The following is a 23,341-nucleotide window of genomic DNA, read 5'->3' on the forward strand; positions in this document are numbered from 1 at the left end:
CGTCTCACGGTGTACACAATACATGAGTTCAGCAGCGTCGGAGGCGGACCTTTCTGACGGCGAGCGGGCCGGGCTCGAACTGATTCGGGAGTCCGGTGGCATCCACCAGAGCGACTTCTGGAAGGAACTCGACGTCTCCTCACGGAAGGGGAGTCGCATCGTCGAGTCCCTGTTCGAGAAGGACCTCATCCAGCGTGAGGAGACGGTGTACGAGGGGCACAACACGTACTACCTGACGCCCGCGGCCCGCGACCTCGACTTCTCGCTTCTGATGGCCGGTGACCAGCTCTCGCCGTTCATCGGCGACGAAGAGGTGGACCCCCACGACGACACCTTCTCGCAGTGGGTCATGACCCTCGCCTACGAGGACTGACCGACAGTCCCGCGGCGTGAGTCAGTAGTGCCACGGCACGTCGTCGAAGTCCGGCTTGCGCCCTTCGTTGAACGCGTCCCGACCCTCCTGGGCCTCGTCGGTCATGTACGCCAGCCGCGTCGCCTCGCCGGCGAACACCTGCTGGCCGACCATCCCGTCGGAGTCGAGATTGAACGCGTATTTCAGCATCCGCATCGCCGTCGGTGACTTCTCGTTCATTCGCTCGGCCCACTCGATAGCGGTGTCTTCCAGGTCCTCGTGGGCCACCACGTCGTTGACCATCCCCATGTCGGCGGCCTCTTCGGCGTCGTAGGTCTTGCCGAGGAAGAACACTTCCCGGGCCTTCTTCTGGCCCACCTGTCGCGCGAGATACGCCGAGCCGAAGCCGCCGTCGAAACTCCCCACGTCGGGGTCCGTCTGGAGGAATTTCGCGTGCTCCTCGCTGGCGAGCGTGAGGTCACAAACGACGTGCAGCGAGTGGCCGCCGCCGACGGCCCATCCCGGGACGACGGCGACGACGGGTTTCGGGATGTGGCGGATCTGGCGCTGGACTTCGAGAATGTGGAGCCGGCCGACGTTCTCTGGCGCGTCGTCTTCCACACCGTCGCTGGCTTCTGTGTCTCGCGGGTCGCTTTGCTCCCCGCTCGTCGTGTTCGAGTCGCGTGGCGACTCGCTGTACTCGTACCCACTTTCGCCCCTGATGCTCTGGTCTCCGCCGGAACAGAAGGCCCAGCCGCCGTCCTTCGGCGAGGGGCCGTTCCCGGTCAGGAGGACACAGCCAACGTCGGTCTGGCGCTTGGCGTGGTCCAGCGCCGTCGCGAGTTCGTCGACTGTCTCCGGCCGGAAGGCGTTGCGCTTCTCCGGCCGGTCGAAGGCGAGACGCACCGCGCCCGTGTCGGTCGAGCGGTGATAGGTGATGTCGGCGAAGTCGAACCGGTCGACGGCCGCCCACCGCTCCGGGTCGAATATTTCAGAGACCATACCGTGGCTCGGGACGGCCCTCGCAAAAAGATTCCTCGTACGTGCTACCATAGCGGAGGAAACCCTTTGGTGTCGCGCACCTGAACCGACTAGCGATGCCCTCCACATCGAATAAGAAAGCAATGATGGGGATACTCGCGGGCCTCTCCATCGTTGTTGTCCTGTACAGTCTCATCATCGTCCAGCAGATTCTGCTCGGGCTGATCGTGGCCGTGGTCCCATGGCTCCTGTATCTGGTCGTGCGGTTCATCTTCACGCTCGAACGAATTGCCACGGCGCTGGAACAGCTCGCTTCGGTTCGCGCCCGGGAGCAGGAGTCCACTGGACCCGCTGGAGACTATCAGCAGCCGTCGGAGTCGTACGAACGCGGCACAGAGCCAGAAGGGGGCGTCGAGAACGAGTGATTGAATGCGGTAGCTGGCAGTTGGTACCGGTCACTCCCCTACAGGTGCTATATCCGGCATGACGGAGACGTTCTACGAGGTACTGGGCGTTCCGACCGACGCGTCGACGGCGGCTATCGAAGCGGCGTACCGGGAGCGGCTGAAGGAGACCCATCCCGACGTGAGCGACGCGGCCGACGCCGGCGAGGCGACACAGCGGCTCATCGAAGCCCGCGACGTGCTCACCGACGAGGACGAGCGGGCGCGGTACGACCGGGTGGGTCACGACGCCTACGTCGCGGGCGAGAGCAACATAGCGGAGGGCAGCGGCAGTGACGCGGCCGAAGCGGCACGGCGTGCGGGCTATGACGGGTCTGCGTCGGCTGGCGACCGGGCCGAAGCGAGCACTGACCGCAGTACAGCTCGGACGAACGCCCGAGAGCGAGCACAACGCGAACGGGCCGCCAGGGACCGCGTCGCCGAGGACGGACGCTCGACCGCTGCTGCAGAGGCGTCGTCGAACGACGAGCAGTCGACAGATGGGGCCAGCGGGACGGCGACTGCGTCGAACGCAGAGTCGGCCCGGCGCTCCGAGACTACCGCGACCAGCGGCTTCAGCGACAATGCCGGCAGCGGTGCCACCTGGAGTTCGTCGTCCGCGTACTCCGTCCGCCAGACCGACACACTCTCGCGCGGGCCGCTCCTCGAAATGCCGACCGGCCGGGGGCTGACGCTGTTTGCTATCATCTTCGCGCTCTATCCGGTGATGCTGTTCAGCGCGCTGCTCCCGGCGTTCCCGCTGTGGGTCAACCTGACAATCGGGGTCTGTACCCTCTTCATGGTGGGCTACCTCCAGTCCGAACCCACTATCGCGATCATGGTGTTCGGGAGCTGGAGTCTGACGACGACGGTGCTGCTGGTCACGCTGAACATCAGCGCGTTCTCGCTCATTGGGGCGCTCGCGCTGTCAGGGACGTGGCTTCCGTTCGGACTGTCGCTGCTGACAGCGTCCGTGTTACGGCTCTGAAAGATCAGTCGCCAGCGATGCTCTCGGCGACCTGTTCGGCAAGCCGGTCTCTGACCGCGTGGCTGTCGTCCGCGTCAAACTGGACCTCGATGACCTGCGTCCCGTCGGCCCGGACTGACTCGGCGAACCGCTCGCGGAACTGCCGGCGGTCAGCCACCCGTTCGAACTCCAGCGAGTAGAGCGCCTCCGTCGGCTCGAAATCGAGGCCGTGTGGCGTCCGGAACTGGTCCTCGAAGGTTGGGTGGTCCTCGATTGGGAGCATGTGGAAGATGCCGCCGCCGTCGTTGTTTATGAGGACGACCGTCGCGTCCACCGCACAGCGACCGAGCGCGAGCAGGCCGTTCATGTCGTGGTAGTACGCCAGGTCGCCGGTGACGAGGACGAGCGGGTCCGCCGTCGCGCTCCCGGCCCCGAGCGCCGTCGACGTGATGCCGTCGATACCGCTGGCCCCGCGGTTGCCCAGCACGGTCAGGTCGGCGTCACGGGGGCGGCCAAAGCGGTCCATGTCCCGTATCGGCATGCTGTTGGAGACGAACAGCGTGGCCGGGTCTGGGGCCAGCGCGGCCACGTCAGAGAGGACGCCGCCTTCCCAGTAGGTCTCCGCGGCGGTTTCGCTCACGGCGTCCCAGTGGGTCTGTTCCGCCCTGGCGAACTGTTCGCGCCACGACGCCGCAACGCTACCCAGCGACCCTGCCGCGAGCGCATCCGCGGTGGCGTCGGGGTCGGCAACGAGCAGGTCCGTCGCCGTGAACTCGGCCTCCGACCAGCCGCCGGCCGGGTCAACGAGGAACTGTTGGCAGTCGGCGTCCCGGAGGTAGTGACGCAGCGGCTTTGAGGTCGGCGACGCGCCGAAGCGGACGACGACATCGGGGTCGCTCCACTCGTCGACGCCGTCGCTGCCGAGATAGCCGTCGTAGCCGCCACAGACCGGCACGTCGAGGCGGTCGACGTGCGGGCCGAACCGAAGGTCAGAGAGCGGGTCCGCGAGGACGGGGAAGCCGGTAGCTGACGCCAGTCGTTCCAGCGATGCGGTACTGAGCCCGTCATCGGCGGGCCCGGCGACGATGAGTCCCCGTTCGGCGGCCCGGAGCGCGTCTCGCACGCGGCGCACCGTCCGCTCGTCCGGAGTGGCGACGCCCCCGCTCGTCGTGACGAACGGTCCGTCGCGTCCGGTTTCGGCCGCGTCGTCGCCGTCCGCCCAGTCGGCCGAAACGCCCGCCGGGTCCTCCTCGGGTATCGGCGTCGGCTCCAGGGGCTTCCGGAACCGACAGTTCAGGTGGACCGGTCCCGGGTCGGCTCCGGTACTCTCCGCGAGCGCGCGGGCCGCGGTGGTCCGCAGCATCCGCACCTTCCGTGGCTCGGCCTCGGGTTCGGGCATATCCCGATACCAGCGGACGGCGTCGCCGTACAGCTTCTCCTGGTCGACAGTCTGGTTTGCTCCGCTGTCGATGAGCTCGGGCGGCCGGTCCGCCGTCAGCAAGAGCAGCGGGACGCCCGACTGGTTCGCCTCGATGACCGCCGGGTGGTAGTTCGCCGCGGCGGTCCCGGAAGTACAGACCAGCGGCGTCGGCTCGCCGGTCCGGCGCGCGCGTCCCAGCGCGAAGAAGGCCGCCGAGCGCTCGTCGAGGTGGGAGAACACGTCGATGTCGGGGTGCTCGGCGAATGCCACCGTCAGCGGCGTCGAGCGACTGCCGGGCGAGAGACACACCGCGTCGACGCCACCCTCGGCGAGTTCGGAAACGAGCGTCTCCGCCCACAGCGTGTTGACGTTCGGGGCAGTCATTCTAGTTCGTCGAGTATCGGCCGGTATTTGAGCTGGACCTCGTCCCACTCGCGGTCGGGGTCGCTGTCCGCGACGATGCCCGCGCCCGCAAAGAGGGTCGCCTCGCGCTCCGTGGCGACGGCCGAGCGGATGCCGACGGCGAAGGTGCCGTTGCCGGCGGCGTCGACCCAGCCAATCGGGGCGGCGTACCAGCCGCGGTCGAACGCCTCCGTCTCGCGGATAGTTCGCAGCGCCGCGTCCGGCGGCAGCCCGCCGACAGCCGGTGTCGGGTGAAGCGCTTCGACTAGCGAGAGGACGTGCTCGTCGTCGTCGAGTTCGGCCGTTATCGACGTCCGGAGGTGCTGGACCGTGGCGAGCCGGCGGATGGTCCGGTCGCCGATACGGACTGTCGAGGCGAACGGTTCCAGCTGGTCTCGTATCGCGTCGGCGACGAGCTTCTGTTCGTGACGGTCCTTCTCGCTGTCGAGGAGTTCGGCGGCGAGCCACTCGTCCTCGGCAGGTGTGTCGCCCCGGCCCGTCGAGCCGGCGAGCGCTTCTGTCCGGACGGTTCGCCCGCGGACCGACACCAGCCGCTCCGGCGTGGCCCCGAAGAAGGTGCCGCCGGCGTCCGGCGACAGCATGAACCGGTAGCAGTCCGGGTAGGTTCGAGACAGCCGCGCCATCACGTCCGGGACCGAGAGCTCCGTGTCCAACGTGGCGCTGAGGCTCTGGGCGAGCACGACCTTCTGCAGGTCGCCGCGGTCGACGCTCGCGACGGCGGCCGCCACCTGCTCGCGCCAGCCGTCCTGTGTCGGCGTGCGCTCCCGGTGTGAGATCCCCGGTGGGATTCCCGGCTCGCTCTCGGAGTCTGCGACCAGTCGGTCGCGCCACTCCTCAAGCAGCGTCTCCGCTTCGGTCGCGGCCTCGGGACCTGTCGCGACCGTTGTGAGCCAGGCGTCGTCGTCTTTCTTGGTTACCTGTATCTCGGGGAGGAAAAACGCCGCACTGGGGAACCCGTCCCAGGGAGAGTCCGCCTCCTCGTGCGTTCCGTTGTGAAAAGCGAACCCACCGAACGCTCGCGGTCGGGCGGCGCTCGGGAGGTCGTCGGGAACTGAGCAGTCAGCGAACAGCGCCTCGAGCGCTGTCCGCACGTCGTCGAACCGCGACTGCCCGTCGGCAGTCACAGTCGCCGCGCTCCCGCGGGCCGCGATTGACTCTGTACCGGCCGCCCAGAAGAACCGGGGGCGAGCGTCCGTTTCGAGTACCGCCCGAACCGGTGCATCGTCGAGGCGACACCCGCGTGCGACGACCGTTGTCTCACCAACCGTCGTCTCGTCACCACGCAGTGGTTCCATCAGCAATGCCTTAGGATTGCGCACCTTTGAGCCTAACTATACGCTCGATTCTGCGTAGTCGGAATCAATCAGAGGGACACGGTGGAACTGTCGATTTCACGCCGTTCTGGCCCGCCACGTACTCTGCCGGCTATTGGTTCAGATTCGCGGAAATTAATCTCCGAGTTTACGAATTTCCTCTCACGGTTCTACAATTGTAATTCTGCAATCTGCGAACACACCCCCGTCAGGTTTAAATAGGGCATAGTCGAAGCCCCCTATGTTGCGATGCCTAAGGTAGAGATCAATATCCCGGAACACCTGGAGATGCAGATCGCGCAGCTCGTCGAGAAAGGCGAGTTCCTCAACCGCGAGGAAGCCATCGAGGACCTCCTGTCGACCGGGCTCAAGGCGTACAAAACCTCCGGACCACAGGACGAAGACGAGGAGCCAGGGTTCGAAGAAGACGGCATGATGGGCCACGACGACGAGTACGTCTTCTGAAAATACGGGCGTGAGCGTCTGGTATCCCTTCTCAAGCAATTCTTATGGACGTGCCACCGCATACTGTAGCTATGCACAAAGACGAGCTTCTCGAGCTACACGAGCAGATGGTGACGATCATGGAGTACTTCCGCGACGACATGGACTCGGTCGACCCGGACCTCTTCGACGCCTATCAGGAACTCGACGTGCGGCCATCGGATGTCCACAAGTCGAAAAGCGAGCACAAACACGCCGTGTTCGTGCTCGGGAACTCCCTGGCGACGGCGATGAGCGAAGACGAGTTCTCGGATGCGGGCCGGGTCAGCAAGCGAATGAAGGAACTGGCCGAAGACGCCGAGCGGAAACTGTAAGCACGACGCTATCGAGTCGCAGTCTCTCTCGTCTTTATGTCGATCTGCCTTCCCTTGGTTACGATCGCTCTCCCCCTTGGTTACGACCGCTCTCCGTCGAGTTCGGTAAACAGCTCCGGGTCCGTCTTGAATTTCAGGACGTTGTGGACGACTGAGTTCCGGATGTTCTGAATCACGTCGCCGTGGTCCTTGTAGAAGTCGTGTATCCAGCGGGATTCGGCCGTCCGACTCGGGAACATCATCACTGACTTCCACTGATACTCGCCGTCGGAGAGGAAGTAAAACAGCGTGTGCCGGTCGTCCCGGATAGCGACCATCGCGTCGTGCCAAGAGTCGGCGAAATGCTCGGGGTTGAACTTGAACTCGAACAGCGCGAAATTGAACAGTTCCTCGTTCGGGACGATTGTCTCCCGGAAGACGCCCGCGGCGCGCATCTCCCGGATCGATTCGCTGACCGTTACATGGGACACGTCGATGCCGTATTCGGACTCCAGCAAGTCCGCAAGCTCGCGGGACGACCGCTGTGGGTCCGCCGAGAGTTCGCGCAGAATGTACATGTCCCGCTCGCTGAACTCCCAGTCCGGGGGGTCGTCGGTCATGCTACAGTCGCCCTCCACTTGTGGGAGAAAGAGCGGGTAGTCGTGGTTCCGGTCGATGCTCGGTCCGGTGTGAGATGGATCGTAGCTGGCATCTGTCTCTCCGGTGGTGGCTGGGTGGACCAGTCCTGACGCTGGTCACAGTAATCAGTTTACTGACCCGTGAACTCCGGGTCACGTTTCTCGACGAACGCGGTTGCGCCCTCCTCGTGGTCGTCGGTCGTGAAAGCGACGCCCTGTGCGGTGGCTTCGTTTTCGAGTGCCTGCTCCAGCGAACTGTCCAGACTCCGGTTGACTAACCGCTTGGCGTGGCCGAGCGCGACCGTCGGTCCAGCGGCGATGTCGGCGACGAGTTCCGAAAACTCCGATTCGAACGTCTCCGTGTCGAACACCCGGGTGAACAGCCCGAGTTCCCCGGCCGCCTCGGCGTCCAGCAGTTCGCCGGTGAACAGCAGTTCCTTGGCCTTGTTCGGGCCGACGATTCGCGGAAGGAAATAGGAGACGCCGGAGTCACTCGCCAGTCCGACCTGGCGGAAGCCGAAGCCGATCTGGCCGGCAGTGCTCGCAACCTGTATATCACAGGCCAGCGCGAGTCCCGCACCGGCACCGAAGGCGGGGCCGTCGATTTTCGCGACGACCGGGAGGGGACAGCTGTGGACGGTCCGGATCGCTTCGTGGAGTGACGAGACCACCAGTTCGACCTGTGTGGCCGGCGGTCGGTCGTGCTTCACTCCCTGTAGCATTGCATTGATGTCCCCGCCGGCACAGAACGCCGGGCCCGCGCCCTCCAGCACGACACACCGGGCGTCGCTGTCGGTCACCGATTCGAACCGGGCAGTGAGTGCTTCGGCCAACTCCGCCGACAGAGCGTTTCGCGACTCCGGCTGGTTCAGCGTCACTGTGGCAATCCCGTCGTCGACAGACAGCGTCACTGTCGCATCTTCCATGTGGTGGCTCTCGACCGGCGGAAAGATAACAGTGGTGTCCGTCAGCGCCTGCCAGACCAACATCGTTGGGCAGTACCTTTTGCCCGGGCTAGTCCGTGTACTAGGTATGCGCCTGCACTGGCATCGCCGTGACCTCCGGGCGACGGACAACGCCGGCCTCGCCGCGGCGACCCCGTCCGACCCCGTTGTCCCGGTGTTCGTCTTCGACAGGGCCGTTCTCGACCACGCCGGCCCGCCCCGGGTCGCGTTCATGCTGGACGCTCTCGACAGCTTGCGCGAGTGGTACCGCGACCGCGGCAGTGACCTCGTCGTCGCCCGCGGGGACCCGACCGCCGTCATCCCGGACCTGGCGGTCGAATACGGCGTCGACACGGTCACCTGGGGCAAAGACTACTCCGGACTCGCTCGGGAGCGCGACGCAGTGGTCCGGCAAGCGCTCGACGACGCGGACGTTGCTCGCGAAGCGGTCCAGAACGCCGTGTTGCACGAACCGGGCGAGATCACGACGAACGACGGCGACCCCTACAGCGTCTTCACTTACTTCGGCCGGAAGTGGCACGACCGCGAGAAGACGGCCCCCTACGAACCCCCGTCAGCCGACGAACTGGCTGATGTCGACGGCGACGCGCTCCCGACGCTGGCCGACCTCGGCTTCGATGAGCCAGAGGCGGACGTGCCCGCAGCGGGGACCGACGAAGCACGCGCCCTGCTCGATGATTTCCTCGACGAGAACGTCTACGAGTACGAGGAGCGCCGGGACTTCCCGGCCGACGAGTGCACCTCGCGGCTCTCGGCTCATCTGAAGTTCGGGACCATCGGCATCCGCGAAGTGTACGACCGCACCGAGGACGCCAAAGAGGGGACTGGCGGTGACCGACGGGAGTCCGTCCGGGAGTTCCAGTCCCAGCTAGCCTGGCGGGAGTTCTACACACAGGTGCTGTTTGCCCATCCGCACGTCGTCAGCTCGAACTACAAGTCCTACGAGAACCCTATCGAGTGGGAAAACGACGAGGAGCTGTTGCAGGCCTGGAAGGACGGCGAGACGGGCTATCCCATCGTCGACGCCGGAATGAGACAGCTCCGCGAGGAGGCGTACATGCACAACCGCGTCCGGATGATCGTCGCCTCTTTCCTCACGAAGGACCTGCTCGTCGACTGGCGCCACGGCTACGAGTGGTTCCGGGAGAAACTGGTCGACCACGACACGGCCAACGACAACGGCGGCTGGCAGTGGGCGGCCTCCACGGGGACCGACGCTCAGCCCTACTTCCGCATCTTCAATCCGATGACGCAGGGCGAAGACTACGACCCGGACGCCGAGTACATCAAGGAGTACGTCCCGGAACTGCGGGACGCCGCGCCCGAAGTAATCCACGACTGGAACGACTGCTCGCTCACCCAGCGGCGCAACGCCGCCCCGGAGTATCCTGACCCCGTTGTCGACCACAGCAAGCGCCGCGAACAGGCCCTCTCGATGTTCGAGCGGGCCAGGGGTGACGACTAGGATGGGAACATTCTGCTGTGCTGGACTCTCCTGAACACTTACACCCGCGGCGGAGCCGATATGTGGCGGTGCAACAACGGACAGTTACGGTTCCGTCCCGCTGTCCGTGTACAGTGCTACCAAATGGCTCCTAAACGTTTAACAGGCAGCCGCGCGACAGATAGTGATGGAGGCGTTTTCATATGCCCGAACATTCCAATCCCGAACTGCCACCGCTCCCGTACGACTACGACGCACTGGAGCCACACATCTCCGAACAGGTGCTCACCTGGCACCACGACACCCACCACCAGGGGTACGTAAACGGCCTCGAATCGGCCGAGGAGACGCTCGCAGAGAACCGCGAATCCGGTGACTTCGGTTCGAGCGCGGCTGCCATGGGCAACGTCACCCACAACGGCTGTGGGCACTATCTCCACACGCTGTTCTGGGAGAACATGGACCCCAACGGCGGCGGTGAGCCGGAAGGCGAGCTCCTCGACCGCATCGAGGAGGACTTCGGCTCTTACGAAGGCTGGAAGGGCGAGTTCGAAGCCGCCGCATCAGCCGCCGGCGGCTGGGCGCTGCTCGTGTACGACCCCGTTGCCAAGCAACTGCGCAACGTGCCGGTCGACAAGCACGACCAGGGCGCGCTCTGGGGCTCCCATCCAATCCTCGCGCTCGACGTCTGGGAGCACTCCTACTACTACGACTACGGCCCCGCTCGCGGCGACTTCATCGACGCCTTCTTCGAGGTTGTCGACTGGGACAAGGCCGCTGAAGAGTACGACAAGGTCGTCGGCCGCGTCGAATAAGGGGCGACACTCGACGTTTTTTCGCGGATGTGCTGAGAGTCCGAGCGACGTCTGGGCCGATAGCGGTTTCTCCGGCGTTAATATCTAACGCCGACAACAAAAAATATCGGCGTGACTGGAGCAGACTACGGAACAGCAAGGTTACGGGAGGATATAGTTTTATAAGATGTGAATCAGTGGTAAGTGGTATGAGTCGCGATACCAATCGGCGAGCGTTCATGAAGCGCACTGGGGCGATAGGCACCGTGGGTCTGCTTGGTGGGTTGGCAGGCTGTTCAACCGAACAGACTGACGGCGGAGACGGCGGAGACGGCGGCGATGGTGGGATGACCGGTACCGGGACCGACTCGGGTGGCGACAGCGGCCCGGAATCGCCGGACGTGTTGATGGTCGTCGGCTATCCCCAGAGCGGTGTGCAACTGTTCAAGGACTTCTACGCCGACTACGGCGACGACGCCGCCGACATCCTCGTCACCGACGGACTGCAGGACGGCGAACTGCCGAGTAACGTCGGCGACGATATGTCGAACGTCCGCGGCACAGCCCCGTCAGCGGCCGGGCCCGGCGTCGATACGTTCACGGAGCAGTTCACCTCCGAGTTCGACTACGACGAGGCCGGCGTGTTCACGTCACAGGCCTACGACGCGACAGCGGTCCAGATTCTCGCCAACCTGCTGGCCGGGGAAAACGACGGACAGGCCGTCCGAGATCATATGCGTGTCGTCGCCAATCCGGGCGGCGACACGTACGGCCCCTCCGAACTGCCAGCGGCCGTCGAAGCGGCCGCCGCGGGCGAGAACATTCAGTACGAGGGGGCTTCGAGTGCAGTCGACTTCGACGAAAACGGGGACATGGCCTCGGCGCAGTACCAGGTCTTCGGCTTTCAGGACGGTGGGGGCGTCGATACGCTCAACACCGTCGACTTCAGCGCGGGCGACGACATCCCGCAACCGGAACCGAACGGCTCTGGCAGCGACCCCGGACGAACGGTCCGGTTCGGTGTGCTGATGCCTGAGACCGGCGATCTCGGGCCGCTCGGCAGGCCGATCCGCGACGGGGCGATCCTCCCGGCCCTGCAACTCGAAGGCGAGGTCGACTTCGAGTTCGATTACCAGGTCGGTGACACCCAGACCCAGGCACAGGCGGGCATCGACGCGGCCAACTCCCTCGTCAGCGAGGGGTATCCGTCGATCACCGGAGCGGCCAGCTCCGAGACGTCGATACAGGTCGCCAGAAACGTGCTCGTCGACAGCGGCGTCGTCGGCTGTTCGCCTGCGTCCACGTCGCCGACGATTACCGACCTCGAAGACAACGATTACATGTTCCGCACCCCGCCCAGCGACGCGCTGCAGGGGCAGGTTCTGGCGCAAGTCGGCGTGGACGAACTCGGTGCCGAGACCGCATCGACGCTGTACGTGAACAACAGCTACGGCCAGGCGCTACAGGAGGCGTTCGCCGGCGCGTTCGAAGCGGAAGGCGGGACCATCGTGAACCAGGTCGGCTTCGAGCAACAGCAGTCCTCCTACACGTCTGAAATCAACAGCGCGATGAACCAATAACGGGTCTGTCAGCGCCGGCTCTTTTTTCGAGTTACCCGCCGAGGAAGTCCTGACGGACCTGCTCGTCGTTGAGGAGAACCGTCCCCTCGTCCTCGTAGCGGTTCTGACCCTGGACGAGCACGTAGCCCCGATCACACCGCCGGAGCGCTTCCTTGGCGTTTTGCTCGACCATCAGAATCGCCGTCCCGTCGTCGTTGATGCGGTCGATACGGTCGAACATATCGTCGACGAGGTCCGGGGCCAGCCCGGCGGAGGGCTCGTCGAGCAACAGCAGGTCGGGGTCGAGCATCAGCGCCCGGCCCATGGCGAGCATCTGCTGTTGCCCGCCCGACAGTGTCCCGGCCGACTGGTCGGACCGCTCCCGGAGGATGGGGAACCGCTCGTACACCTCCTCGATGCGGTCCTCTGGGACTTCATCGAGGATGTACGCGCCCATTTCGAGGTTCTCGCGCACGCTCAGCGACCCGAACACGTTGCCGGTCTGGGGGACGTAGCTGATGCCCTCGTAAATGATCTCGTCGGGGTTGCGCCGGCTGATGTCGGTCCCGTCGAAGATGACGTCCCCGCCCATGTACGTCGTCAGACCGAAGACGGATTTCATCACTGTCGACTTGCCGGCTCCGTTCGGGCCGACGATGACGACGTACTCGCCGTCCGCAACGTCCATGTGGACGTCGCTGAGGACCTGCAGGTCGCCGTACCCCGCGTCGAGGTCCCGGATGGCGAGAAGTCGCTCGGCCGGGTCAGGGAGGGTGACGGTCTCGGACTCCGTCGCGCGCTGGCTCATACGTCACCTCCCAGATACGCCTCCAGTACCCGCTCGTCCGACGTGATAGTCTCGGCGTCCCCTTCAGCGAGAACGCCCCCCTGGTGCATGACGATGATGTGTTCGCAGTTGTTCATGATGACGTCCATGTCGTGTTCGACGAGCAGGAAGGTCAGGCCCTGCTCCCGGCGGAGTTCGTGGATCCGCTCCAGCAGCTTCTCTTCGAGCGTCGGATTGACGCCGGCGAGTGGTTCGTCCAGCAGAATCATCTCGGGGTCGGTCATCAGGACCCGCGCCATCTCCAGCAGTTTCCGCTGGCCGCCGGAGAGGTTGCCGGCGTTCTCGTGAGCGAGGTGGTCGATCTCGAAGAACTCCAGCGTCTCCCACGCGCGGTCCCGGACATCCGCTTCGGCCTTGACCACGTCGCCGCGAAGCCCCGGCGTCACCGAGCGGACGACCGACTCCCCGACCTGTCCGCCCGGTGCGAGCATCACGTTCTCCAGAACGGTCATATCGGACAGCTCACGGGCGATCTGGAATGTCCGGACCAGCCCCCGGTTCGCGAGCGTGTACGGTGCGAGTCCGGTGATGTCCTGACCGTCGAAGGTGACCCGACCACCGGTCGGCTCGTGGATACCCGTGATGCAGTTGAACGTCGTCGACTTGCCGGCCCCGTTCGGACCGATGAGGCCAGTGAGCGACCCCTCTGCCACGGAGAACGTCGCCCCGTCGACCGCGACGACGCCGCCGAACTCCTTGCGGAGGCCGTCGACTACGAGCAGGGGAGAGTCGATAGCGTCGCTCGTGACGGCCGTCTCCCGTTGCTCTGCGGCCTCGGGTTCACTCATCGGCCTCACCTCCGGACCCGGACTGTGGTCTGTCCAGACTCACGCTCGTTGCGGGTTCGTTCCGGTGGCCGAGCAGCCCGTCTGGCTGGTTCTGGATGATGTATATCAGGACGACGCCGATGAGCACGAACCGGAGCGTGCTGACGTTGCTAATGGTGTATGCGAGGAGAGGGAGCGGGTCAAGTGACGCGAATCCGGCGACCGCGTCGACGATGTTACCGGGTGCGCGAGTGCCGCCCAGCGAGACGTTCTCTCCCAGTCGCGCCGGCAGATAGAACAGCAGTCCGGAGAACGTCGCCGCCCCGACGATGCTGCCGGTGTTGGACCCGGAGCCACCGATGATGAGGGCCGCGAACACGTAGAACGTAATCGTCGGTCTGAACTGCTGCGGGCTGATGTAGCCCGCCTGTCCGCGGAACAGGACACCGGCCAGTCCCATCAGCGCGCAGCCGATCATGAACGTCTTGATTTTGAACTGGCGGGTGTCTTTACCGAGCGACTGCGTCACGGTCTCGTCCTCGCGGATCGCTTTCAGCACGCGACCGAACGGTGAGTTCGTGATGCGGGCGAGCACCCAGTAGCTCCCGGCCACGACCAGCAGGAGGAGTATCCCGTACGTGAGATTCGCCAGGTTCGGCCCGGAGACGCCGACGCCCTCCGCGGCAGTGACGAGTGGCTGCCCGACGCCGTTGATGAGCGTCGCCGCCACGTCGTTCGCGGACTTGAACGAGATGCCGGTCGCGCCGCCGGTGCCGACCGGCACCCCGAACAGCGAGAACTCGGCGAGGCCGCTCCAGTTGACGACGAGTCGGATTATCTCCGAGAACGCGACTGTCACGATAGCGAGGTAGTCCGCTTTCAGTCTGAGCGCCGGCAGCGCCGCGAGACCGCCGACGATAGCGGCCATAACCATACCGCCGATGAGGCCGACCCACAGCGGGAGGCCGAGCCCAGGGACCGCCCCGGCGGCCGGGTCAGTTGGTGCAGTGAGAACCGCCGTGGTGTACGCGCCAACGGCCATGAACCCCGCAATGCCGATGTTGAACAGGCCAGTGTACCCCCACTGGAGATTCAGTGCCAGCGCGAGGATTGCGTAGCCGCCGATGAGTACGGTCACGCTGCCGATGAAGCCGGCGGCGAGGTTCGCCCAGTTCGCCCCGCCGACAGCGATTGCCAGCACGAGCATCACGGCCCAGATACTGGCGATGAAGCCGACGACCAGCCCCACGTCCGGAAGCGCGTCCAGACGGTCTCGAACAGTGTCAACAGTACTCATGCGGTCGACACCCCCCCGAAGATGCCGGACGGGCGCAACAGCAAGACGACGATGAGTACCAGGAACGCGGAGGCCCGCGTCAGCCCGGACGGCAGCCAGATAAGGGCCAGGCTATCGACCAGTCCGATGAGGATCCCGCCGGCCATCGCCCCGTATATCGAGCCGATACCGCCGACGATGACAGCGGCGAAGATGAGCAGGAGCAGAATCCAGCCGAAGTTGAACGATATCGTGCCGCTTTCCAGCACGAGCAGGTAGCCACCGACGCCCGCCAGACCGCCGCCGAGAATCCAGGTGAGCCGGATCACGCGTTCGGTCGGAATCCCGGTCACGCGTGCGAGGTCCTCGTTGTCGGCCATCGCCCGCATCGCCTTGCCGAGCTTCGTCCGTTGGAGCAGCAGGTGGACGCCAAGCATCAACAGGAGCGACACCACCAGCAGGGTGATTTCGTTGTCGGTGACCGAGATCATCGAGAACACCGTCACTCGGAGCCCGCCGCTTGCGACCCCGCTGGTCTGCGTGCCAAAGACGAACGCGATGAGGTATCGCAATGCGAGTGCGACACCGATTGACGCGATCAGCAAGGAGATGTTGTCCGTATCGCGCATGGGGCGATAGGTGAGTCGGTCGATGAGTAACACGATACCGATTGACCCGACCCCGGCGACGACGAGACCGAGAAGCACCGGAGCGAACGTCGAAACGGTGCTCAACTGCCGTCCAGAGTTGAGCATGAACAGTTCTGCGATCGGGGCTCCGGTCCCGAGACCGGCGGTGATGTACGCGGCGACCCACCCCAGGAACGCCCCCACCGTCACTGTGTCCCCGTGTGCGAAGTTGGCGAAGTCGAGGATGCTGTACGTCATCGACAGGCCGATTCCGGCGAGGCCGACCGCCAGTCCGACGAGCAGTCCGTCCACCACCATCGAGAGCAACGAGCCCACGGTGAGGGACCCCCCCAGTAACCTGGTCCCGAGGAAGAACACGGTTGTCCCAGCGAGCTTTGCAACTAAATCCAGCAAGAGGAAGCCACTTACGGCGGCCACCACTGCTGCCCCCGGCCGGTCACCCATCACCACGCGGCCGTCTCTTGCGAACTCAGCAATTCCCATAGGTTACCGTTCGTTGGACCCTCCTGTCTAAATAACCCACCGGAAATTCGTACGAAATAACCGTGTAGAAGCCAGGACACCGCTGTCAAAACAGGAATCGCCCCCTCCCATGGTCGCGTGTCGAGCGAGAGACTAGTGATACCACGGTACAGACTGGCGAATAGCGCCACTTCGAACCCAGTGCGGATCACGAATTCGAGCGCCCGCACGGCGCGCGACACCGGTTTCGGTTACCACTGCTTCGAGTCGTACCCGTCCCGAGAAATCACCGGACTCCGGCCGGATACTGGCTGAGAACGGCGCTATTCACAGCGCTTTTATGCGGTCCATCGATGATATACGACAGATGGTACGCCTGGTCGTCGCCAGTCTCGTGCTGGTTCTCCTGCTGGGGAGCGGTGCCGCGCCGCTGGCGATGTCACAGCCGGCCGACGAGAGCGTCGGCGTCCAGACGCCCGATAGGTTCGACCGGACGACGTTCCAGGTCACACTGTATCAGAACGGGTCAGCCGAGTGGGCAATCGTCCACAGGACTCCACTGGTAAACGATTCTGAGCAGGAGTTTGAGGAGTTCGCCGAGGCGTTCGAGCAGACGGAGCAACCGCTGTACCAGAATTTCGTCGAGCAGTCGACGCTGCTGACACAGTACGGGACGAACGTGACTGACCGGAACATGAGTGCGACCGACTACAAGCGGTCGGCATCGGTCGACCCGCTCCAGAACACCGGCACGGTTCGGATGTCGTTCCGCTGGCATAACTTCGCTGTCGTCGAGGGCGACTCCGTCGTGGTCAGCGACGTGTTCGACGGCGGGTTCTACATCGGGTCGAGCCAGTCGTTCGTCTTCGAGCGCGGCCCCGAACTGGCATTCGTCAATGTCAAGCCGGAACCTGACTCACAGAGTACCCCGGACTCGCTCGAAAACAGCGAGAGCGTTACGTGGAACGGCGAGCAGTCGTTCAACGACCGCCGGCCCTACGTGGAACTGCAACCGCGCGAAACCGGCCAGAGCGCCGGTACGGAGCAGCGCACCACGGCGGGCGGTGACACATCTGACGAGGCTGCCAGCGGGCCGTCGTGGATGCTCCCGGCCGCTGTCGTCGTTGTCATCATCGTCGCCGGCGGTGCGGCCGCGTGGCGGTCCGGCGCACTGGGACAGGTCCTGGGAACCGACGACGACGAACCGCCCGCTGCGTCACCGTCGGGCGCTACGGACACGGAACAGTCGTCGACGGCTCCGCCGGGCGAGACGGCGGCGGCCGCCGACACAGCAGACGAACCGGCCGTCCCCGACGAGGAACTGCTCACCGACAGCGACCGCGTCCGCAAACTGCTGGAGGAGAACGGCGGCAGAATGAAGCAGGTCGACATCGTCGACAGTACCGACTGGTCGAAGTCGAAGGTCAGCATGCTCCTCTCGGACATGGAGGACGACGGCGACATCTCGAAACTCAGAGTCGGCCGCGAGAACATCATCAGCCTCGCCGGTCAGGAGCCCGACGCCGCTGGCTCACCGTTCGACGACGAGTGAGACCGCCGGCTGTACGTCTGTACAGAACTCTCCCACTGTGAATACCGTGCCATAGTTACAGCCAACAGTATGAGGAACCAACACAGGGCGGGGCCGAAACGCAATGATTATACGTATCTCCTCGCTACGAATTTGTGTACGCTCCGTTGGTGTAGTCCGGCCAATCATATCACCCTCTCACGGTGATGACTAGGGTTCAAATCCCTGACGGAGCATTTCTCTCCGATTCGACGGATACACAGTCACCACGTTCTGTGACCGACAGTATTTGTGTCTCCCAGTCCAACCGGGCGGTATGCGCGTCGCGGTAGTCACCGTCGGAGACGAACTGCTCAGTGGCGAGACGGTCAACACGAACGCCGCGTGGCTGGGACAACAGCTCGCGCAGCGTGGCGTCACTGTCGGCCGGACGACGGTCGTCCCCGACGAGATATCGGATATCGCCCGCGTGGTCAACGAGTACCATGCGGAGTTCGACGCCGTCATCGTCACCGGCGGCCTTGGACCGACACACGACGACAAAACCATCGAGGCCGTCGCCGCGGCGTTCGGCCGGGACGTCGTCGAGAGCGAGGACGCCATCGCGTGGCTGGAGGAACACGGCGGCTACACGCGCGAGGATCTGACCGACGGAACCGGCGAGGTGCCGGAGGGGTCCCGCGTGCTGCCCAACCACGAGGGCGTCGCCCCCGGCTGTGTCGTCGAGAGCTGTTACGTCTTGCCGGGCGTGCCGGCCGAGATGAAGCGGATGTTCGAGGAGATTGCGGGCGAGTTCGCCGGCGAGCAGCGGTACGTTCGCACCGTCGACGCCGATGAGCCCGAGAGCGCGCTGCTGGATCGACTGGCGGAGGTACAGGAGCAGTTCCCGGTCAAGGTCGGAAGCTATCCCGGCGACCACGTAACCGTCCGGTTCGAGGGGACAGAGGAGGAGCTAGTCGAGGACGCGGCCGCGTGGTTCGGCGAACGCGTCGAGTCACCGACGGCGGAGTGACTACCGGTAGAGGTGGTTCAGCCAGAGAAACGTCAGGAGCAGGCCACCGAGCGTGATGACCGCGCCGGACGCGTTGATGATCCCTGTCTGAACGCCGCTCTGGAGTAGGACTGACATAGCTGTGCGTTCTTCGTGGGGTGGCTTGAAAGGCACGCTCCCGGGTCCCTTTTGCCGCGGGGTCGCGTAGTGACGGCGAATGCGACGAATCGGTGTCGTGGTCAACCCCATCGCCGGGATGGGCGGCCGCGTCGGCCTCAAGGGCACTGACGGGAAAGTCGCGGAGGCGCGCCGCCGCGGCGCGGAGCAACGCGCACCGGACCGCGCACGGACGGCGCTGGAGTCACTCGCCGATGTGGGGACGGACGTGAAACTGCTTACCTACGGCGACCCGATGGGGGAGGGTATCGCTCGTGTGGCGGGGTTCGACCCGACGGTGGTCGGCTCCCCGGCGACTCCCGACGAGACGACCAACGAGGACACCCGAGCTGCGGTCCGGGCGTTCGCCGAGGCGGATGTGGACGCGATCCTGTTCGTCGGCGGCGACGGCACAGCCGTCGACGTGGCGACGACCCTCGACGAACTGGATGCCGACATCCCGATTCTGGGCGTCCCGGCGGGCGTCAAGGTGTACTCCTCCGTGTTTGGCGTGTCGCCGCGCGCGGCCGGGCGCATTGTGGCCCGCTTCTCCGAGACGGAGCGCGCGGAGGTCAACGACATCGACGAGGACGCCTTCAGAGGCGGGGAAGTGGTCACTGAACTCCGGGCCGTCGCGGAGGTGCCCGTCGCCGACCAGCGCCAGTCCGCCAAGCAACTGGGCGGCGGCAGCGTCGAATCACTTGCCGAGAGTGTCGCCAACGTCGTCGAACCGGGCGTCACGTACGTCCTCGGACCAGGGAGCACTGTCGGCGCTATCAAGGAACAGCTCGGGTTCGACGGGACGACGCTCGGCGTGGACGTGTGGCGCGACGGAGAGGTGCTTGCTCGCGACGCCGCCGAATCTGACATTCTCGACGCCCTTGGCGACCGAAACGTCATCGTCGTCTCGCCCATCGGCGGCCAGGGGTTCGTGTTCGGCCGGGGGAACCAGCAGCTATCGCCGGCGGTCATCAGGCAGTGTGACCTCGAAGTCGTCGCCTCCCGCCGGAAACTGGACGGTATCGGCACGCTCCGCGTCGACACCGGCGACCCGGACCTCGACGAGGAACTGCGCGGCTGGCTGCGGGTCCGCGTCGGCCGTCACGAGCGTCGACTCGTCGAAGTCGTCTAATCCCTCTGTGGCCTCCCCAGCCGAGAGACGCAAGCCATGATATATCGGCTCCGGTATTTTATCATGTATAGTCAAGATTAAGGTATCTCACGCCCCACAAAGGACATATGGAAACCCGGAAAGTCCAGCGATTGGGGCCGTCGACGCTCGCGATGACGTTGCCGGCGGAGTGGGCCAGTGCGCACGACGTCGAAAAGGGCGACGAGGTGTCGCTACGGATGGGCGGCAAAGGCACGCTGACAGTCATGCCCGAGTCCGTCCAGACCGAGGAATCAGAGGCTATCATCCACGCAGAGAATCTCGATGCCGCGTCTGTCGAGCGGGCTATCGTCGCACAGTACGTGCTCGGCCGGCGCGTCATCCACGTCGAAGCCCCGGAGGGCGAGACGCTGGAATCCTCTCACATCAACGCCGTCTACAACGCCGAAACCCAGCTGATGGGCCTCGGCGTCATCGAGGAGACGCCCGACCGGATCGCGATTCGCTGCTCCGTCGACCCGGAGGACTTCACGCTGAACAACCTTCTCGAACGGCTGGAATCCACCGGCTCGACGATGCGAAACGAGGCGGTGAAATCCCTCGCCCACGGCAACCCTGACCTCGCCCAGCGGGCGCTCAACCGCGAGCGACAGGCCAACAAGATATTCGTTCTCCTGCTACGGCTCATCTTCACGGCCTACCAGAACCCCAACCTCGCGCGGGCCATCGGCCTCAACGACGGCTTCCCGCTCATCGGCTACCGCTCGATTGCGAAGAACCTCGAACTGACGGCGGACAACGCCGAGGACATCGCCGAAATCGCGCTGGAGACCGAGGACCACTCCCTCAACGTCGACAGTTCGACGATGCGCCGCATCCGCGAGTTCACCGACCAGGTCAACGATATCACCGAACTCGCGGTTCAGGCGGCCGTCGACCGCAACTACGACACCGCGATTCAGGTCCGAGAGCTGTACAAGGACATCGGCGACAAGGAACACGAGATCCTCGATGACCTGCCGGAGATGGACAACGAGGCGCTGCTGGAAGTGCGTGAAGTGCTCGTCAGCCTCCAGCAGACGGCCGAGTTCGCGGTCCGGAGCGCCGAAATCGCGACGAACCTCGCGCTCAACGAGGAGTCCGAACACACGACCATCGAATAGCGCTTTCGACACCAGCCCGAATGAACTAAGTGGGCAACACCGAAAGCCTCGTACATGAGTTCCAAGGCGTCCAAAAGCGACATGGGGATGGGCCTGGCCCTGCTGTTCGGGCTCGTCTCGGTCGGCGCGGCCGTGGCCACGGCAACGAACAGCTACAACTACGCGATTCTACACGCACAGGAGCTTGAGACCGGCAATCTTCTTGTGACGTCCGGCGGCGCGTTCGGGCTCGCGATGCTGGCCGCGGCCGTGGCTATCGTGGCGATTCACGCCTACGACGCCTGACGCCTGGTATCAGCGGAGAGACTGTGAAGGGAACCGTTAAAAACGCTGAGACCTATTCTCTAGTATGGCCGATTACAGCGAGGAAGACCGACGCATTCTCGAATATCTCCGGGACAGCGTCTCGCGTGGGGAGAGCTACTTCCGCGCGAAGAACATCGCTGAGCAGCTCGGCCTCTCGTCGAAGCAAGTGGGAGCGCGGCTGCCACGCTTAGCTGAGGAGGCCGACGAAGTCGAGATCGAAAAGTGGGGACGGGCACGGTCGACGACGTGGCGCGTCACACCGACGGGATAGCCGCTGCCGGGTTTTACAGCGGTATCGAGGCGAAAGCCCACCCGTTTACGGGTGGGATGAAGCCGACAACTGGGAACCAGTCCACGAGAGTGAGCTATCCCGGAGTTTTATATTAAACCAGAATGTAAGCATGACCACACCGAGGCGGTCTTGCCGCCCTGTTAAACGGATAATATCGGGATTCGGGCCACACTACGTCTGAAGGAATTTCCTTCCGGCCGCTGGCTGTGGATTCCGAAACGCACGGTAACTCTGAATCCCATGCCGGGATAGGAGTAACGGCGGCTTGGCCCCGCCAGGAGTCCCGTCATGCCGACTGGACTGCAAACCTGAAACTCCCAACCTAGCGGTGCGGTGCCGTGGGAATCCCACCGGCTTCAGCCGTGGGAGGAGGTCAAGCACTGCGACAATCGGTGGATTCATCGGCCAGTAGTCCTGAGTACCTTCCATGACTGTCCGGGCCGAGCGAACGATGACTGTGCCGGCCACACCGGAGCGTGTCTGGGAATTCATCACTGACCCGGATAAACGGGCCCGGCCGATCAGCGTCGTCACAGACTGGGAAGTCATCGACGACACACACGCGAACTGGTCGATAGAACTCCCGATTCCGGTTGTCAGCCAGACGATGACGGTGAAAACCGAGGACGTCGAACAGCGCCGCCCGGAGTACGCCCGCTTCATCGGTCGCTCGAAAGTGATGACCGTCCAGGGCGAACACGAACTCGAAGAGACGGCCGACGGCGGCACGAAACTGACCAACCGGTTCATCGTCGACGGCAAGCTCCCGGGCGTCGAGCGGTTCTTCAAGCGGAACCTCGACGACGAGATGCAGAACCTCGAACAGGCGCTGCGGGACGACCTCGAAGTCGAAGCATGAGACTCACGCTTGCCCAGATAGACGTGTCGTCGGACTCGGTGACTGAGAACGTCGGCCGCGCGACGACCGCCATCAGGGACGCGGCCGCGGACGGCGCGGACCTCGTCGTGCTCCCGGAACTGTTCAACGTCGGCTACTTCGCGTTCGACCGCTACGCCCGCGAAGCAGAGGGGCTGGAGGGCGAGACACTCACCCGAATCCGCGGCGTCGCCGCGGACAACGACGTGGCGGTGCTCGCCGGAAGTATCGTCGAGGACCTCGAAGCCAGCGCCGACAGCGGCTTCGACACGCCGGCTCCGGAGGGGATGGCGAACACCGCCGTGTTCTTCGACCGCGACGGGGAGCGACAGGCGGTGTACCGCAAACATCACCTGTTCGGCTACGACTCGGCGGAGTCCCAACTGCTCGAAGCCGGCCGGAGGATTCCGACCCTCGACTTCGAGGAGTTTACCGTCGGCATTACCACCTGCTACGACCTCCGGTTCCCAGAGCTGTACCGCCATCTCGTCGACGAGGGGGTGACGCTGACGCTCGTCCCGAGCGCGTGGCCCTATCCGCGCGTCGAGCACTGGAAGCTGTTCGGCCGCGCTCGGGCCGTCGAAAACCAGCTGTACGTCGCCGCCGCGAACGGCGTCGGACAGTTCGAGGACGCGGAACTGCTGGGTCGGTCGACAGTGTACGACCCGTGGGGAACGACGCTCGCAAGCGCCGACGACCACCCGGCACTGGTAACTGCCACTCTCGACCCGGCTCGCGTCGACCAGGTCCGCGAGGAGTTCCCGGCGCTTGCGGACCGCCGGACGGACTGGCCGTAACTGCAGTCGCTGTTTTACA

25 protein-coding genes and 1 tRNA gene are annotated in these 23,341 nt (G+C 64.6%); 17 read left to right on the forward strand and 9 right to left on the reverse strand.

What is annotated here, in order from left to right; all coding sequences use genetic code 11:
• Positions 1-22: 22 nt before the first annotated feature.
• The gene (locus tag C442_RS07585) at positions 23-373 is read left to right on the forward strand and encodes a helix-turn-helix transcriptional regulator (protein ID WP_004517952.1); all 351 of its coding nucleotides are present in this window, start codon (positions 23-25) and stop codon (positions 371-373) included.
• A 21-nt stretch (positions 374-394) separates the two neighbouring features.
• On the opposite strand, the gene C442_RS07590 is transcribed toward C442_RS07585, so the two are convergent.
• Positions 395-1,354, reverse strand: a complete 960-nt coding sequence (locus C442_RS07590) for a 1,4-dihydroxy-2-naphthoyl-CoA synthase (protein ID WP_008309237.1) — start codon at positions 1,352-1,354, stop codon at positions 395-397.
• Positions 1,355-1,449: 95 nt separating this feature from the next.
• Here C442_RS07590 and C442_RS07595 point away from each other — a divergent pair, with 95 nt between their 5' ends.
• Positions 1,450-1,758 carry a hypothetical protein gene (locus C442_RS07595; protein WP_049942890.1) on the forward strand — a complete coding sequence of 103 codons (309 nt, stop codon included), beginning with the start codon at positions 1,450-1,452 and terminating at the stop codon, positions 1,756-1,758.
• Between the two features lie 58 nt (positions 1,759-1,816).
• Positions 1,817-2,764, forward strand: a complete 948-nt coding sequence (locus tag C442_RS07600; protein WP_008309240.1) for a J domain-containing protein — start codon at positions 1,817-1,819, stop codon at positions 2,762-2,764.
• Positions 2,765-2,768: 4 nt separating this feature from the next.
• Here the strand turns inward: C442_RS07600 and menD are convergent, their stop codons facing one another.
• The gene (gene menD / locus C442_RS07605) at positions 2,769-4,547 is read right to left on the reverse strand and encodes a 2-succinyl-5-enolpyruvyl-6-hydroxy-3-cyclohexene-1-carboxylic-acid synthase (RefSeq protein ID WP_008309242.1); all 1,779 of its coding nucleotides are present in this window, start codon (positions 4,545-4,547) and stop codon (positions 2,769-2,771) included.
• Complete coding sequence (locus C442_RS07610; RefSeq protein WP_008309243.1) at positions 4,544-5,881, reverse strand: isochorismate synthase; 1,338 nt, start codon at positions 5,879-5,881, stop codon at positions 4,544-4,546. Before C442_RS07610 ends, menD begins: the two co-directional genes overlap by 4 nt.
• Before the next feature lie 267 nt (positions 5,882-6,148).
• On the opposite strand from C442_RS07610, the gene C442_RS07615 reads away from it, so the two are divergent.
• Positions 6,149-6,364, forward strand: coding sequence for a ribbon-helix-helix domain-containing protein (locus tag C442_RS07615; RefSeq protein ID WP_004517946.1), 216 nt, complete (start codon positions 6,149-6,151; stop codon positions 6,362-6,364).
• 71 nt (positions 6,365-6,435) lie between these two features.
• Positions 6,436-6,717: a UPF0058 family protein gene (locus tag C442_RS07620; protein WP_004517945.1), complete on the forward strand. Its 282-nt coding sequence runs from the start codon at positions 6,436-6,438 to the stop codon at positions 6,715-6,717.
• Between the two features lie 80 nt (positions 6,718-6,797).
• On the opposite strand, the gene C442_RS07625 is transcribed toward C442_RS07620, so the two are convergent.
• Positions 6,798-7,316, reverse strand: a complete 519-nt coding sequence (locus C442_RS07625; protein WP_008309246.1) for an Lrp/AsnC family transcriptional regulator — start codon at positions 7,314-7,316, stop codon at positions 6,798-6,800.
• A 149-nt stretch (positions 7,317-7,465) separates the two neighbouring features.
• Positions 7,466-8,323, reverse strand: a complete 858-nt coding sequence (locus tag C442_RS07630; protein ID WP_008309247.1) for an enoyl-CoA hydratase/isomerase family protein — start codon at positions 8,321-8,323, stop codon at positions 7,466-7,468.
• 43 nt (positions 8,324-8,366) lie between these two features.
• On the opposite strand from C442_RS07630, the gene C442_RS07635 reads away from it, so the two are divergent.
• The 3 genes from C442_RS07635 (at position 8,367) to C442_RS07645 (ending at position 12,117) form a co-directional block, all read left to right on the forward strand.
• Positions 8,367-9,764: a cryptochrome/photolyase family protein gene (locus tag C442_RS07635; RefSeq protein ID WP_008309248.1), complete on the forward strand. Its 1,398-nt coding sequence runs from the start codon at positions 8,367-8,369 to the stop codon at positions 9,762-9,764.
• Positions 9,765-9,946: 182 nt separating this feature from the next.
• On the forward strand, positions 9,947-10,558 hold the full coding sequence (gene sod / locus C442_RS07640) for a superoxide dismutase (protein ID WP_008309249.1): 612 nt from the start codon (positions 9,947-9,949) through the stop codon (positions 10,556-10,558).
• Positions 10,559-10,746: 188 nt separating this feature from the next.
• Entirely contained in the window at positions 10,747-12,117 is a 1,371-nt protein-coding gene (locus C442_RS07645; RefSeq protein ID WP_049942891.1) for an ABC transporter substrate-binding protein, read from the forward strand.
• A gap of 31 nt (positions 12,118-12,148) precedes the next feature.
• Here the strand turns inward: C442_RS07645 and C442_RS07650 are convergent, their stop codons facing one another.
• The 4 genes from C442_RS07650 to C442_RS07665 are packed head-to-tail and all read right to left on the reverse strand — an operon-like array spanning position 12,149 to position 16,119.
• The gene (locus C442_RS07650) at positions 12,149-12,904 is read right to left on the reverse strand and encodes an ABC transporter ATP-binding protein (RefSeq protein ID WP_008309251.1); all 756 of its coding nucleotides are present in this window, start codon (positions 12,902-12,904) and stop codon (positions 12,149-12,151) included.
• Positions 12,901-13,731, reverse strand: coding sequence for an ABC transporter ATP-binding protein (locus C442_RS07655; RefSeq protein WP_008309252.1), 831 nt, complete (start codon positions 13,729-13,731; stop codon positions 12,901-12,903). Before C442_RS07655 ends, C442_RS07650 begins: the two co-directional genes overlap by 4 nt.
• Positions 13,724-15,007 (reverse strand): branched-chain amino acid ABC transporter permease, encoded by a 1,284-nt coding sequence (locus tag C442_RS07660; RefSeq protein ID WP_008309254.1) that lies wholly within the window; start codon positions 15,005-15,007, stop codon positions 13,724-13,726. The genes C442_RS07655 and C442_RS07660 overlap by 8 nt, the downstream gene beginning before the upstream one ends.
• Complete coding sequence (locus C442_RS07665) at positions 15,004-16,119, reverse strand: branched-chain amino acid ABC transporter permease (RefSeq protein WP_049942892.1); 1,116 nt, start codon at positions 16,117-16,119, stop codon at positions 15,004-15,006. The genes C442_RS07660 and C442_RS07665 overlap by 4 nt, the downstream gene beginning before the upstream one ends.
• A gap of 319 nt (positions 16,120-16,438) precedes the next feature.
• On the opposite strand from C442_RS07665, the gene C442_RS07670 reads away from it, so the two are divergent.
• From C442_RS07670 to C442_RS07710, 9 genes are all read left to right on the forward strand, one after another.
• On the forward strand, positions 16,439-17,650 hold the full coding sequence (locus C442_RS07670) for a helix-turn-helix transcriptional regulator (protein ID WP_008309258.1): 1,212 nt from the start codon (positions 16,439-16,441) through the stop codon (positions 17,648-17,650).
• A 140-nt stretch (positions 17,651-17,790) separates the two neighbouring features.
• Positions 17,791-17,865: transfer RNA gene (locus C442_RS07675), tRNA-Glu, on the forward strand.
• Positions 17,866-17,945: 80 nt separating this feature from the next.
• The gene (locus C442_RS07680) at positions 17,946-18,641 is read left to right on the forward strand and encodes a competence/damage-inducible protein A (RefSeq protein WP_008309260.1); all 696 of its coding nucleotides are present in this window, start codon (positions 17,946-17,948) and stop codon (positions 18,639-18,641) included.
• Positions 18,642-18,837: 196 nt separating this feature from the next.
• Positions 18,838-19,908 carry an ATP-NAD kinase family protein gene (locus C442_RS07685; RefSeq protein ID WP_008309262.1) on the forward strand — a complete coding sequence of 357 codons (1,071 nt, stop codon included), beginning with the start codon at positions 18,838-18,840 and terminating at the stop codon, positions 19,906-19,908.
• Between the two features lie 107 nt (positions 19,909-20,015).
• Positions 20,016-21,050, forward strand: a complete 1,035-nt coding sequence (locus C442_RS07690; RefSeq protein WP_004961528.1) for a phosphate signaling complex PhoU family protein — start codon at positions 20,016-20,018, stop codon at positions 21,048-21,050.
• A 54-nt stretch (positions 21,051-21,104) separates the two neighbouring features.
• Complete coding sequence (locus C442_RS07695; protein ID WP_239642279.1) at positions 21,105-21,335, forward strand: DUF7525 family protein; 231 nt, start codon at positions 21,105-21,107, stop codon at positions 21,333-21,335.
• 64 nt (positions 21,336-21,399) lie between these two features.
• Positions 21,400-21,627, forward strand: coding sequence for a DUF7123 family protein (locus C442_RS07700; RefSeq protein ID WP_004592831.1), 228 nt, complete (start codon positions 21,400-21,402; stop codon positions 21,625-21,627).
• A 448-nt stretch (positions 21,628-22,075) separates the two neighbouring features.
• Positions 22,076-22,507 (forward strand): SRPBCC family protein, encoded by a 432-nt coding sequence (locus C442_RS07705; protein WP_008309269.1) that lies wholly within the window; start codon positions 22,076-22,078, stop codon positions 22,505-22,507.
• Positions 22,504-23,322 (forward strand): carbon-nitrogen family hydrolase, encoded by an 819-nt coding sequence (locus C442_RS07710; RefSeq protein WP_008309271.1) that lies wholly within the window; start codon positions 22,504-22,506, stop codon positions 23,320-23,322. The genes C442_RS07705 and C442_RS07710 overlap by 4 nt, the downstream gene beginning before the upstream one ends.
• The last annotated feature ends 19 nt before the right edge of the window (positions 23,323-23,341 follow it).

This window comes from Haloarcula amylolytica JCM 13557, assembly GCF_000336615.1.
GTDB classification, from domain to species: Archaea; Halobacteriota; Halobacteria; order Halobacteriales; family Haloarculaceae; genus Haloarcula; species Haloarcula amylolytica.

Excerpts from the sequence above, each read along its gene's own strand:
- C442_RS07585 (WP_004517952.1), top strand. The coding sequence starts at position 23 with ATGAGTTCAGCAGCGTCGGAGGCGGACCTTTCTGACGGCGAGCGGGCC.
- C442_RS07690 (WP_004961528.1), top strand. The coding sequence starts at position 20,016 with ATGGAAACCCGGAAAGTCCAGCGATTGGGGCCGTCGACGCTCGCGATG.
- C442_RS07615 (WP_004517946.1), top strand. The coding sequence starts at position 6,149 with ATGCCTAAGGTAGAGATCAATATCCCGGAACACCTGGAGATGCAGATC.
- C442_RS07705 (WP_008309269.1), top strand. The coding sequence starts at position 22,076 with ATGACTGTCCGGGCCGAGCGAACGATGACTGTGCCGGCCACACCGGAG.
- C442_RS07660 (WP_008309254.1), bottom strand. The coding sequence starts at position 15,007 with ATGAGTACTGTTGACACTGTTCGAGACCGTCTGGACGCGCTTCCGGAC.
- C442_RS07685 (WP_008309262.1), top strand. The coding sequence starts at position 18,838 with ATGCGACGAATCGGTGTCGTGGTCAACCCCATCGCCGGGATGGGCGGC.
- C442_RS07670 (WP_008309258.1), top strand. The coding sequence starts at position 16,439 with ATGCGGTCCATCGATGATATACGACAGATGGTACGCCTGGTCGTCGCC.
- C442_RS07710 (WP_008309271.1), top strand. The coding sequence starts at position 22,504 with ATGAGACTCACGCTTGCCCAGATAGACGTGTCGTCGGACTCGGTGACT.
- C442_RS07625 (WP_008309246.1), bottom strand. The coding sequence starts at position 7,316 with ATGACCGACGACCCCCCGGACTGGGAGTTCAGCGAGCGGGACATGTAC.
- sod (WP_008309249.1), top strand. The coding sequence starts at position 9,947 with ATGCCCGAACATTCCAATCCCGAACTGCCACCGCTCCCGTACGACTAC.
- C442_RS07695 (WP_239642279.1), top strand. The coding sequence starts at position 21,105 with ATGAGTTCCAAGGCGTCCAAAAGCGACATGGGGATGGGCCTGGCCCTG.
- C442_RS07650 (WP_008309251.1), bottom strand. The coding sequence starts at position 12,904 with ATGAGCCAGCGCGCGACGGAGTCCGAGACCGTCACCCTCCCTGACCCG.
- C442_RS07635 (WP_008309248.1), top strand. The coding sequence starts at position 8,367 with ATGCGCCTGCACTGGCATCGCCGTGACCTCCGGGCGACGGACAACGCC.
- C442_RS07700 (WP_004592831.1), top strand. The coding sequence starts at position 21,400 with ATGGCCGATTACAGCGAGGAAGACCGACGCATTCTCGAATATCTCCGG.
- menD (WP_008309242.1), bottom strand. The coding sequence starts at position 4,547 with ATGACTGCCCCGAACGTCAACACGCTGTGGGCGGAGACGCTCGTTTCC.
- C442_RS07645 (WP_049942891.1), top strand. The coding sequence starts at position 10,747 with ATGAGTCGCGATACCAATCGGCGAGCGTTCATGAAGCGCACTGGGGCG.
- C442_RS07610 (WP_008309243.1), bottom strand. The coding sequence starts at position 5,881 with ATGGAACCACTGCGTGGTGACGAGACGACGGTTGGTGAGACAACGGTC.
- C442_RS07620 (WP_004517945.1), top strand. The coding sequence starts at position 6,436 with ATGCACAAAGACGAGCTTCTCGAGCTACACGAGCAGATGGTGACGATC.
- C442_RS07590 (WP_008309237.1), bottom strand. The coding sequence starts at position 1,354 with ATGGTCTCTGAAATATTCGACCCGGAGCGGTGGGCGGCCGTCGACCGG.
- C442_RS07665 (WP_049942892.1), bottom strand. The coding sequence starts at position 16,119 with ATGGGAATTGCTGAGTTCGCAAGAGACGGCCGCGTGGTGATGGGTGAC.
- C442_RS07680 (WP_008309260.1), top strand. The coding sequence starts at position 17,946 with ATGCGCGTCGCGGTAGTCACCGTCGGAGACGAACTGCTCAGTGGCGAG.
- C442_RS07655 (WP_008309252.1), bottom strand. The coding sequence starts at position 13,731 with ATGAGTGAACCCGAGGCCGCAGAGCAACGGGAGACGGCCGTCACGAGC.
- C442_RS07600 (WP_008309240.1), top strand. The coding sequence starts at position 1,817 with ATGACGGAGACGTTCTACGAGGTACTGGGCGTTCCGACCGACGCGTCG.
- C442_RS07630 (WP_008309247.1), bottom strand. The coding sequence starts at position 8,323 with ATGTTGGTCTGGCAGGCGCTGACGGACACCACTGTTATCTTTCCGCCG.
- C442_RS07595 (WP_049942890.1), top strand. The coding sequence starts at position 1,450 with ATGCCCTCCACATCGAATAAGAAAGCAATGATGGGGATACTCGCGGGC.